Genomic DNA, 11,956 nt, shown 5'->3' on the forward strand with positions numbered 1-11,956 from the left:
CCGTCCCCGGCGACACCGGCTGCCGGTGCTACCGTCGTGATGCCAGTCAAACTCAGCCATGAGCCAGGGAACCCGGTGCGAATCCGGGACTGACGCGCAGCGGTGAGGGTGACGGGCGGGGCACGACGCCACTGGACCCACGGTCTGGGAAGGCGCCCCGTCCGGTTGATCCCGAGTCCGAAGACCTGCTGGCCGCAGATCCGTCTGCGACACGTGCCCATCCAGGCCTCGCGCACAGGCCCCGGACGAAAGAAGACCCCGTGTCCCGATCGCACCGGATCACCGGCTCCTGACCCCGTGAGCGTCCTCGTTCACGTCGCGACCGCACTGACGGACGCCGCGTCGCCGGTGCTACGCAGGCAGGCCGAGGCAGCCGGCGCCCGACTGGCCTTCCTGCAAGCCGGCGAGCCCACCCTGACCCATGTGCTCGACCTGCTGCACGCCGAGGGCGCCCGGGAGGTTCGCCTGGAACCGGTGAGCACCGACGACCTGACCTTCGCCCGTTCGTGGGTGGGACGCGTGGCCGGCCACTGGCACCGTCAGCAGATCGACCCGCCGGTCATCCGGTTCGGCGAGCGCGCGATCACCGGGCACGAGGCGCCACTCACCTCACCGGCCTGGGACACCCCGCCGCCGTACCGCCATCATCTACTGCTGTGCCGCGGCCCGCGCTGCAGTGCCCGCGGCGCGGACGAGACCTATCGCACGATCGTGGGCGCGCTCGTCGAGCAGCAGCTCACCGACGCCGACGTCCTCATGGCCCAGACCGGCTGCCTGTTCCCGTGCAACCACGGACCAGTCGCCGTCGTGCACCCCGACGGCACCTGGTACGGGCCGGTGCGACCCGGCGACGCGGCACGCCTCGTCAGCGAGCACCTACGCGCCGGCCGTCCGGTCGGCGACCTGCGCCTCGGCTCCCGTGTCACCGAAGGAGAAACATGACACGCATCGCCCTGCTGTCCACCTCGGACACCGACCTGCTCTCGGCGCGGGCCAGCAACGCGGACTGGTCCTGGGCCAACCCTGCCCGGCTCACCGACGAGCGCCGCGACACCCTGACCACCGAGGCCGACCTGGTCGTTCTGCGGGTGCTCGGCTCGCCCGAGGACGTACGCGACCTCGCCGCGCTGATCCGCGGCACCGGCCGTCCCCTGGTCGTGCTCGGTGGGGAACGGACGCCGAACGCCGCTTTGATGGGGCTGTCGACCGTCCCGATCGGTATCTGCGCCGAGGCGCACCGCTACCTCGCCGAGGGCGGCGCGGAGAACCTGCGCCAACTGCACGCCTTCCTGTCCGACACCGTGCTGCTGACCGGCGAGGGCTTCGAACCGCCGGCGGTGCTGCCCGAGTGGGGAGTCAGCCGGCAGCCGGCCCCGGACGCCCGGCCCCGCGTCGGAGTCCTGTACTACCGGGCCCACGAGGTGAGCGGCAACAACGCGTTCGCCCACGAACTCGCCGATGCCATCGACGCCACCGGCGCGGCCGCCGGCGTACCGATCTACGTCTCGTCACTGCGGGCGGCGCCCGAGGAGTTGTACGCCGAACTCGCCACCCTGGACGCGATCGTCGTCACGGTCCTGGCCGCCGGCGGCGCCCGGCCCGCCGCCGCGAGCGCCGGCGGCGACGACGAGTCCTGGGACGTCGAACGGCTGCGCGCCCTCGACATCCCCGTGCTGCAGGCTCTGGCGCTCACGTCCAGCAGAGCCGAGTGGGAGGCGTCCGACGAAGGCGTCACCCCGCTCGACTCCGCGACCCAGATCGCCATCCCCGAGTTCGACGGCCGCCTCATCACCGTCCCGTTCTCATTCAAGGAGGTCGACGCCGACGGCCTGCCCCGCTACGTGACCGACCCTGAGCGATGCACCCGCGTCGCGGGCATCGCCGTCAACCACGCCCGGCTGCGCTATGTCCCGCCCGCCGAGCGCAAGGTGGCCCTCGTCCTGTCGGCCTACCCGACCAAGCACAGCCGCATCGGCAACGCCGTCGGCCTCGACACGCCCGTGTCGGCGATCCGATTGCTGCGCGCGATGCGAGATGCCGGCTACGACCTCGGCGCACCCGGCGCAATTCCCGGGCTCGACCCGCTGCTCCCGGTCGAGGGAGAGGATGCCGACACGACGGCCGGCAACGCGCTCATCCACGCTTTGATCGCCGCCGGTGGGCAGGACGAGGAGTGGCTCACGCAGGCTCAGCTCAGCGAGTCGCACGTGCGTATCAGCCGGGACGACTACCGGCGCTGGACTGCCGGATTGCCCGCCGCGCTGCGCGACGCCATGGCCGAGACCTGGGGCGAGGCCCCCGGCTCCCTTTTCGTCGACGACGACGGCGACATCGTGCTGGCCACCCTGCGCGCCGGCAACGTCGTCATCCTCATCCAGCCCCCGCGTGGCTTCGGCGAGAACCCGGTCGCGATCTACCACGACCCGGCCATGCCTCCGTCGCACCACTACCTGGCCGCGTACCGCTGGCTCGAACACGGCTTCGGCGCCGACGCGGTGGTGCACCTCGGCAAACACGGCTCGATGGAGTGGCTGCCGGGGAAGAACGCCGCGCTCTCAGCCGCCTGCGCCACGGACGCGGCAATCGGCAGCATGCCGTTGATCTATCCGTTCCTGGTCAACGATCCTGGCGAGGGTGCCCAAGCCAAGCGCCGCGCGCACGCCACCATCGTCGACCACCTGGTGCCGCCGATGGCACGCGCCGAAAGCTACGGCGACATCGCCAAGCTGGAGCAGCTGCTCGACGAGCACGCCAACATCGCCGCGATGGACCCGGCAAAGCTGCCCGCGGTCCGCCAGCAGATCTGGACGCTGATGCAGTCCGCACAAATGCATCGCGACCTCGGCCTGGATGAACGGCCCGGCGACGAGGAGTTCGACGACTTCTTGCTGCACGTCGACGGCTGGCTGTGCGAAATCAAGGACGTACAGATCCGCGACGGATTGCACGTGCTCGGCCAGGCACCGACCGGGCATGCGCGGGTCAACCTGGTGCTCGCGGTGCTCCGCGCGACACAGGTCTGGGGTGGTCAGAACCGGGCACTGCCCGGCCTGCGCGCCGCGCTGGGTCTTGCGGAGGACGCCCCGGCGGCCGACGTCGACGCCGTGGAAGCGCAGGCCCGTGCCCTGATCGAGGCGATGGAGAAGGCCAGCTGGCAGGCTGACGCGATCGACGCGCTGCACGACGACCCGGTGGTACGCGACGTCCTGCGCTTCGCCGCCGAGCAGGTCGTGCCGCGGCTGGCCGCCACCACCGACGAACTGACCAACGTCCTGCACGCGCTCGACGGTGGTTTCGTCCCGGCCGGGCCCTCCGGCTCCCCACTGCGCGGACTGGTCAACGTCCTGCCGACCGGCCGTAACTTCTACACCGTCGACCCGCGGGCCGTTCCGTCCCGTCTGGCCTGGGAAACGGGACAGGCGATGGCCGAGTCCCTGGTCGCGCGGCACCTCGCCGACACCGGCGAGCACCCCCGGTCGGTCGGCCTCTCCGTGTGGGGCACCTCCGCGATGCGCACCTCCGGCGACGACATCGCCGAGGTGCTGGCGCTGCTGGGCGTACGCCCCACCTGGGACACGGCCTCACGCCGGGTCAACGGCCTGGAGGTCATCGGCCTCGACGAACTCGGCCGGCCCCGCATCGACGTTACCGTGCGCATCTCGGGATTCTTCCGCGACGCCTTCCCGCACGTCATCGAACTCCTCGACGACGCCGTGCAGCTCGTCGCCGGGCTCGACGAACCCGATGAGCGCAACTACGTGCGGGCACACACCCGCCACGACCTCGCCGAGCACGGCGACCAGCGGCGGGCCACCACGCGGATCTTCGGTTCGAAGCCCGGATCGTACGGCGCCGGCATCCTCCAGGTCGTCGAGTCCGGCACCTGGCGCGACGACGCCGACCTGGCCGCCGTCTACACCGCCTGGGGCGGCTTCGCCTACGGCCGCGGCCTCGACGGAACCGCGGCAACCGACGACATGCGAACCAACTACCGGCGCATCGCCGTCGCCGCGAAGAACATCGACTCCCGCGAGCACGACATCGCCGACTCCGACGACTACTTCCAATACCACGGCGGCATGATCGCCACGGTCCGCGCGCTGACCGGCGCCGAACCCAGGGCGTACGTCGGTGACTCCACCACGCCCGACGCCGTACGCACCCGCACCCTGCAGGAAGAGACCACCCGCGTCTTCCGCTCGCGGGTGGTCAACCCGCGCTGGATCGCGGCGATGCAGCGACACGGCTACAAAGGCGCCTTCGAGCTCGCCGCCACCGTGGACTACCTCTACGGCTTCGACGCCACAGCCGGGGTCGTCCACGACTGGATGTACGAGTCACTGGCCCGCGAATACGTCCTCGACGAGACGAACCAGCAGTTCATGCGCCGCGCGAACCCCTGGGCACTGCGCGGCATCGTGGAACGCCTGAACGAGGCCGCCGACCGTGGACTGTGGGCCGAACCGGACGCCGAGGTCATGGCGGAGATGGCCCGCGTGTACCTCGAAATCGAGGGAGACCTGGAGGATCAGGCGTGACACGGCGCCTCACCCTGGTCGGCCTCGGCCCGGGCGACCCCGAACTGGTCACGGCCCAGGCCGTCCGGGCACTCAACGAGGCCGACTACTTCCTCGTCGCCGACAAGACCGGACAGCACCCGGGCACGGCCGACCTCATCGCGATGCGCGAGGCGATCTGCGCCCGGCACGTCACCGGCGCCTGGCGGCTCGTGCACGTACCCGACCCGGAACGCGACCGTGCCGACCCGGCCGACTACACCGGCGCGGTACGCGACTGGCACGAGGCACGGGCCAAGGCGTTCGAGCAGGCATTACTGGACAACCCGGGAGACGCCGCAGTGCTCGTCTGGGGCGATCCGGCCCTGTACGACTCGGCGATCCGTGTGGCCGACCGCATCGCCGAACGCGCACGGGTCGACATCACCGTGGACGTCGTACCCGGCCTCAGCAGCATCCAACTACTGGCGGCACACCACCGGCTCGTCCTCAACACAATCGGCGGCCCGATCACCATCACGACCGGCCGCCGCCTGCTCCACGACGCGGCGACACACGACAACCTCGTCGTCCTGCTCGACGGGGCATTGACCTGTCGCCAGCTCCCCGAACTGTCGGCCTGGCAGATCTGGTGGGGCGCGAACCTCGGCTCGTCCGACGAGCAACTGGTGGCCGGCAACCTTGACGAGGTCGCCGACCGAATCTGGTCCCGGCGGACGGCGGCGAAACAGAGCCGCGGCTGGGTCATGGACACGTATTTGTTGCGCCGGGCCGGCAGCCTCGAGCGGCGATCCTGAGAATCACATCCTTTGACCCACCGATGATCACCCAGCCGTGAACGCACTCCTGCGATCGCTGGCCGCAACCCGTTACCGTGCGTGCCGCTCTAGCTGTAATGCCCATGAGGGTTGTTGACGGCGTGGCGGCTTGAGACGAGGCGAGACCTCCGGCGAGGTGTGAGGTGCTGACGCCCACACGGAACCGGAGGTCTCCAGGGGCCGCATGACGCGGGCCGGATGGGTGGCCGGTCGCCGCAGGATGGTGCGGCCGGCGATCAGCCCCCGGCCGGTATGGATCGACCCGGCGCCGGGCAGTTCCCGGACGGCGGCGACGGTGAGGGGGGCCGGGCGCGGGGGATGATGAGCGGGCACAAGCTCAAGGAACGCTTCCTCGCCAGCGCGGCCTTCAAGACGGTGTACGAGGATGCCTATCGCGAGCTGTACCAGAAGATCTACGCGCAGAACGGCGCGCAGAAGGCGCTCGACGAGATCGTCGCCGTGCTGCCGACGGTCGGCGGCTACCAGGCGCAGACCACCGACACGGCAGTCGAGCAGCTCCGCGCTCTGATCGGGCGGCGCGGCGACCACCTCGCGACCGATGCGGTGATCACTTCCGGATGAGGCGTCCGGGCATGAACGAGCCGGTCGGCGGCGTGCGTGGAGGCATGTCGCCGATCGGCTCCGCCGGGTTCCGGCGGTGCCGGCACCTGCGGGGGCCGGATCAGGCCGGCACGTTACCGTTGAGGTAAGCGTTGATCTGGTCGATCTCCAACGCGTTGAAGATCTCGGGTTGATCCGCAGCCTGGTTGGAGTTGATGATCCGCTTGAACAGGTTGTAGTGGGCCATCGACCGCAGGCCGATGACGCGGTTGGGGGTTACCAGGTAGCCGGTACCGCCGGTGCTCCAGATCAGATACATCAGTCCGTCCTTGGTGACAATCTCGGGTGGAGTTCCGGGCGCCCCGGCATACGGGGCGCCCTTGAGAACCGACTCGGGGTCAACTCGCTGTCCGTTCGGCTGGAATATTTCAAGGTGCAGGTGCGGGCCGGTCGAGTGACCGGTGGATCCCACATTGCCGATGTGCTGGCCGGCAGCGACCTGCGTGCCTGTCCCGACCCTGGGAGTCTCCCGCATGTGCCCGTAGACACTCCGCCAACCATCGGCGTGGGTGATGACGGCGTGGTGACCGAGGCCGCTCGCGCTGTACGAAACACCGGTCACCGTACCCGCCGCAATCGAGCGGATGGGATAACCGAGGATTCCCGAGTAGCTGTAGTCGGTTCCGTTGTGCATCCTGGACACGCCGGTGATGGGGTCCGTGCGTGGTCCGAACGTGGACGTGATGGGCACCCACTTGTCGAACGGCCGGTTCCACCTCGGAGTAGCGCCGTAGGCGGCCTCCGCGAGCCATGCCTCCGGAATGACGCCGGCGGCGAGCGCCGCAGTGACCAGGCCGAGCAGGCGACGGCGGTTGACGCCACGGGACGCCAGGTCGTCCCCCGGGCATGGTTCGTCGATTGCCTGCATCCGGCTCCCTGCTCCCGCTATCAGTCGACATCTAAGGACATGGATCTTAGGGGGCTCGGCTCGGCGGCTGTCAAGAGCCGGTCGGGCCGTCGCAAGCCGGAGTGGCACCGGTCGTCGGGTCGTCCACGTCCCACCGGGTCTCGTGCGCGTTGGACCGCGTGTGCGGCAGGCTGTCCGATTCGGCCATGGTGTGCGACAGGGCGCTCTGCCCGAATATCCTCCGGTCCACCCCGACGCCGTTGACGGCTGCCCGCGCTGCGACGTTCACTCGTCCTCCCGCAGCACCACCACCCCCCGGGCCGAAAGCCGCAGCGGCGCGCCGGGGTCGACCCGGTCTCCGGTGAGCAGGTCGACCCCGCCGGAGCGGGCGGCCACCTCGACCGGCTCGGACCGGTGGTTGAGCAGGAACAGCAGCCGGGCTCCGTCGGGGGTGACCCGAGTGGCCGACTCCAGACCCGGCAGGTCCGAAGCGGGGCCGAGCAGGTCGTGGCGGGCCAGCACCTGGCGCACCACCCAGGACACGCCGGTCCCGTCCAGGCCTGCGCCTACGTACCATCCGTGCCCGGCACCGAAGGTGTTGCGCGTCACTGCGGGGGTGCCGGCGTAGAAGTCGGCCCGGTAGGTGCCGATCACCTCCGCGCTCTGCGGAACGATTAGTTCGAACAGCAACCGGGCCTCGACCTCGAGCCGATCGTCGCTGCCGAGACGGACCGGGTTGACCACGTCGGGGCCGCGGGCGTCCCACTCGTCGACCCGTATCCCCATCAGCTCGCCGAGTGGCCCGGGTACGTCGGCCAGGAACGCGTTGTCGTTCTCGTCCACCCGGCCCGACAGGAACGTGGTCAGCACCGACCCGCCGCGGGCAGCGACCGCCTCCAGCCGGCGCGGCAGATCGCCCTTGAGCATGTGCAGCACCGGCGCGACGACGACGTCGTAGCGGGACAGGTCCGCGGTCACCGGGACGACGTCGAGGTCTGCCCCTGCGTCCCACAGCGCACGGTGGTACCGCTGCACCACCTCCAGGTACCGGACGAGTCGCGACGGCCCGTCGGAGATCTCCAGCGCCCACCAGCTGTCCCAGTCGAACAGCAACGCGACCCGGGCCGGGGTCCGGGCGCCCAGCGAGGCCGCGCCGAGCCGGTCCAGTTCGGCGCCCAGCTCGGCGACCTCGCGAAACACCCGGGTGTCCGAGCGGCCGGCGTGGCCGATGACCGCGCCGTGGTACTTCTCGCAGGCACCCCGCGCGGCGCGGAGCTGGAAGAACAGCACCGCGTCGGCGCCGTGGGCCACCGCCTGCCAGCTCCACAACCGCAGCAGGCCGGGTCGCTTCAGCGGATTGACGTCCCGGCAGGCGGTGCTGCTCGGCGTTTGTTCCATCAGCCAGAACGGCTGGCCGTCCTTGAGTCCACGCATGAGGTCGTGTGCCAGTGCCATCCGGGCGGCCGAGTCGTCGTCGGGCGGGTAGTTGTCCCAGGAGGCGAAGTCCAGTTCCGGCGCCCAGCGGTGATAGTCGATCGGGCGGTACAGGCCCATGAAGTTGGTGGTGACCGGGATGTCCGGGCTGTACTCCCGGATGGCGGATTTCTCGTCGCGGAAGTTGGCCAGCATCGCGTCGGAGGTGAACCGCAGATAGTCCAGCGTGATGCCGGCGAAGGCGGTGTGGTCCGGCCCGCGCCAGTGCTCGGTCAGCGCCGACGGCGCCTCGATCTGGTCCCAGTCGGTGAAGGTGTGCGACCAGAAGGTGGTGTACCAGGCGGAGTTCAACTCGTCGATCGTTCGGTAGCGCTGGCGTAACCAGCTGCGGAAGCCGGCCGCGCAGAGGTCGCAGTAGCAGGCGCCGCCGTATTCGTTTCCCACGTGCCAGGCGGCGATCGCCGGGTTGCCGGCGTAGCGACGGGCGATCCGGCGGGCCAGCTCGGCGGAGAGACGGCGGAACACGGGGGAACTGGGGCAGGAGTTGTGCCGCTGCCCGAACCGGTGGCGGCGGCCCTCGAAGTCGGTGCGGGTCACCTCCGGGTGTGCCCTGGCCAGCCAGGGCGGATGCGCCGCTGTCCCGGTGGCCAGGCAGATGCTCCGCCCCTCGGCGGAGGCCCGGTCGACTATCCGGTCCAGCAGCGTGAAGTCGTAGACGTCCTCGGCCGGCTGGACGAGCGCCCAGTCGAACACCCCCAGCGTGACGAGGTCGATCCGGGCGGCGTCGAACAGCCGGTAATCCTGCTGCCACACGTCCTCGGGCCACTGCTCGGGGTTGTAGTCTCCACCAAAGAGAATCTTGCGGGTGACGGGAAGGCTCATGGGGTGAATCCGTCCGTCGATAACTTCCGGTAAGCGCGTGCCATCTTTCCGAAAAGTCATGAGCATCGCTACCGGGGTGCCCGTGAACCGATCGGTCATTTCCTGGCGCGGCCCGGCCCACGGAAGGGTCGGGAAGTGCCTGTACCGGGCGGGAGTCAGTATGGGGGGGCGGGCGGGTTCGGCCGGGTGTCCGCGCGACCGGCGTGCGTCGGCGGTGGCTGCGGCGGAGAGGATGGCCACCGCCGCGACCGCGGCGGCGAGCGGCGACATGTGTATCGCGACGGGATAGCACAGCAGCAATGCCGCAAGGGCCACGTAGCGTGAGGGGGAGACGCGGGCGACACATGGTATTCGAGCCGCGCCCGGCCGGCGATGAAGAGGGCGGGGCCGAGCAGGATGGGCGCGATCCAGGTTGCCGGGGCGTGACCGAGGGGCTGTTCGATGGTGATCTCGTAGCCGAGAGCCGTGGTCACGACACCGACGATCATGATGAGGTGCGTGTCGGCGGCAGACCGGCCGATGACCGACGGCGCTCGGGAACGTGCGATCGCCTCGGCGAGAATGTGCCCCGCCCGGTAGTAGTACAGGCGCCACAACGCCGCCGAGGTGAGCGCGGCGACGACGAAGGCGAGGGTGTGGTCGCGGTCGAACGGTCCGGTGCTGTAGGTGAAGCCGATCACCAGGATCGTCTCACCGAGCGCGATGAGGAAGAACTGCTGGTACCTCTCGGCGAGGTGCTCCGCGGTGATGTCCCAGCGTTCTGGTTCGGAATGCCCCAGGCCCGGCAGGGGCCATCCGGTCCGCGCCGCAGCATACTCCACGGCGAGGGCGGCTGCCCAGGCCGGCACGAGGACTGGACCGTCCACGAAGGCTCCGATGATCCACAGCGCGCCGGTGACGCCGTACGTGATCAACATGCGGCCTTTGAGCAGCCGGCGATCCCGGTCGTGGATCACGAGCATCAGGATCAAGGGACGGGCGAGTTGCCCAGCCGCGTAGGCGATGGCGAATGCCTCGGCATAGCCGTCGAAGGCGCGCGGGACCGTTACCCCCATCACCAGCCCGGCGCCAACGCCACGGCGACCACGGTCTGCAGGGCCAACGAATCCGGGTGGTAGCGGCTGGTGGTCCAGGCGGTTCCCTGCCAGAGGCCGAACAGTGCCAACAACAACAGCAGGGTCAGAAACGCCTGCCAGAGCGCCTGCGGCCAGGCTCGCCCGTCCGGCTCGATGACCATGTGATCGTAGACGCGGGACACGATTCGGGTCAGCGCGAAGACGAACACCAGGTCGAAGAACAGCTCGAGAAAGGTCGCCCGCGATTGGCGAGTCTGTGCTGGCGACGTCGGCTCCGCCGGATGGTGCTGCCACACGAATCCTCACCCCCGAAGAGGTCATAGCACGCGTCCGGCATGGAATTCGTCGAATAGTCCTGACTCGTCTTGCGGTAGAGACACCGTCGACCTGCCGACGTGGTGCTGTGCGCCCTCAGGCGTGGTCGTTCGGGGCTGGGCCGACGTCGATGGGCGCCTTGTAGATGTGGACCGGGTACTCGACGGCGGCGGCGCCGGTCAGCCCGGCGGTGCGGTTGAGCTGGGCCGCGGGCATCCACAGGTGCCGTCCGCTGTCGATCCAAAGGGCGTCGCACCAGACGAGCCGCGGATCGGTGAGGAATGGGCTCATCCGCCGGTCCGGAGCGATGGTCAGGAGTCGGCGGTTCTCCACATCGCTGAGGTAGATGGTGCCGGCCGCGTCGATGGCGGTGCCGCCGGTGGTCGGGGTGTCGGCCCAGTGCTGGACTTGATCGCCCAGCCTCTGCGCGGATGTGGCCGGATTGTCGAGGTAACGGGTCTCGACCCGGGACATCGGTCCGGACAGCGGTTGGAAGTACAGGTAGCGCCCGTCCGGTGACACCTCGATCTGGTCGCAGTGCACCCGCAGCTCGGCGCCGTGCGCGTCGCGCAGGACCTGCCCGTCGGCGTAGAGCGGACCCTGGTTGACGGTCGCGGGGTGGTTGTCCAGCACCCGGCGGGACCGGCCGCTGTCCAGGTCGACGACGATCAGGCCGGCGGCACCGGAGTCGCTCACGTAGGCCAATCGGCCGTTGAACCGCACATCGTCGATGTAGCTGTGCTCGTACGTCGCCGGACCGAGGTCGTAGCTACGATGGACCTGGTCGCGGTCGAGGTCGACCGAGATCAGCCGGGCGCCCCCGGGTACCTGCGGCTGGCCGAGGCCGGCGGCCCCGGCGTCGACGATCCACAACTGCCCGTCCGGCCCGACGCGTAGCGCGTTGACATGCACGAACCGTCCCCGCGGGTCGTGTTCGGCGCGCACCTCGTTCCACCTCGCATCCGGGTACGGCGCGAACCGGCCACCCGTCAACGCCTCGGCCACCTGGACACCGGGTCCGTCCGTGGACGGGTAGCTGACGAACAGTCTGCCGGAGGTGGTCGTCGTGACACCGGTCCAGACCCGGTCGCCCGAAAGCACAGGTATCAGGCGAGGATCCTCCCGGCCGGGCATCGTGGCCATATGGGTGAGTCCTTCCTTCGTCCGGCGGGACCCTGGTCACCTGCTGTCGAGGCGGCCCTGGTCCGACCGGTTTCGACGTGCGCCGCGTACCCCTGGGGCGCAAGGTCAACCGCGCCGGCCGACAACGTGCTGATCCGCCGCGACCTCGTCGTCGCCGGGGACTGAGGATCCGGCTCACCTGCTGGCTCCGAGGAGGTCGTCCGCGATGGGTGTCCAGTAGGGCAAGGAAGCCGCCATGTGTTCGCGGGTTCTCGGTGGGCGTCTGCCGTGCCTGCCCGCCTGTGCCACGAGCGCGCCACTATG

7 protein-coding genes, 1 pseudogene and 1 riboswitch are annotated in these 11,956 nt (G+C 69.9%); of the genes and pseudogenes, 4 read left to right on the forward strand and 4 right to left on the reverse strand.

What is annotated here, in order from left to right; translation table 11 throughout:
- Positions 1-26 precede the first annotated feature (26 nt).
- Positions 27-208, forward strand: a riboswitch (cobalamin riboswitch).
- An 89-nt stretch (positions 209-297) separates the two neighbouring features.
- From NMK34_RS02790 to NMK34_RS02805, 4 genes are all read left to right on the forward strand, one after another.
- On the forward strand, positions 298-942 hold the full coding sequence (locus NMK34_RS02790) for a (2Fe-2S) ferredoxin domain-containing protein (protein WP_318332079.1): 645 nt from the start codon (positions 298-300) through the stop codon (positions 940-942).
- Positions 939-4,538 (forward strand): cobaltochelatase subunit CobN, encoded by a 3,600-nt coding sequence (gene cobN / locus NMK34_RS02795; RefSeq protein WP_318332080.1) that lies wholly within the window; start codon positions 939-941, stop codon positions 4,536-4,538. The genes NMK34_RS02790 and cobN overlap by 4 nt, the downstream gene beginning before the upstream one ends.
- Positions 4,535-5,314, forward strand: a complete 780-nt coding sequence (gene cobF / locus NMK34_RS02800; RefSeq protein ID WP_318332081.1) for a precorrin-6A synthase (deacetylating) — start codon at positions 4,535-4,537, stop codon at positions 5,312-5,314. The genes cobN and cobF overlap by 4 nt, the downstream gene beginning before the upstream one ends.
- A gap of 219 nt (positions 5,315-5,533) precedes the next feature.
- The gene (locus NMK34_RS02805; protein ID WP_318332082.1) at positions 5,534-5,917 is read left to right on the forward strand and encodes a hypothetical protein; all 384 of its coding nucleotides are present in this window, start codon (positions 5,534-5,536) and stop codon (positions 5,915-5,917) included.
- Between the two features lie 100 nt (positions 5,918-6,017).
- On the opposite strand, the gene NMK34_RS02810 is transcribed toward NMK34_RS02805, so the two are convergent.
- From NMK34_RS02810 to NMK34_RS02830, 4 genes and pseudogenes are all read right to left on the reverse strand, one after another.
- Positions 6,018-6,824: a M23 family metallopeptidase gene (locus NMK34_RS02810; protein WP_030502021.1), complete on the reverse strand. Its 807-nt coding sequence runs from the start codon at positions 6,822-6,824 to the stop codon at positions 6,018-6,020.
- Positions 6,825-7,088: 264 nt separating this feature from the next.
- On the reverse strand, positions 7,089-9,119 hold the full coding sequence (locus tag NMK34_RS02815; RefSeq protein WP_047892854.1) for a beta-galactosidase: 2,031 nt from the start codon (positions 9,117-9,119) through the stop codon (positions 7,089-7,091).
- A 155-nt stretch (positions 9,120-9,274) separates the two neighbouring features.
- Positions 9,275-10,491, reverse strand: a pseudogene (locus NMK34_RS02820) (low temperature requirement protein A).
- Positions 10,492-10,606: 115 nt separating this feature from the next.
- Positions 10,607-11,611 carry an L-dopachrome tautomerase-related protein gene (locus NMK34_RS02830; RefSeq protein ID WP_316250379.1) on the reverse strand — a complete coding sequence of 335 codons (1,005 nt, stop codon included), beginning with the start codon at positions 11,609-11,611 and terminating at the stop codon, positions 10,607-10,609.
- Positions 11,612-11,956 lie beyond the last annotated feature (345 nt).

Source organism: Micromonospora sp. BRA006-A (genome assembly GCF_033433935.1).
GTDB classification, from domain to species: Bacteria; Actinomycetota; Actinomycetes; order Mycobacteriales; family Micromonosporaceae; genus Micromonospora; species Micromonospora aurantiaca.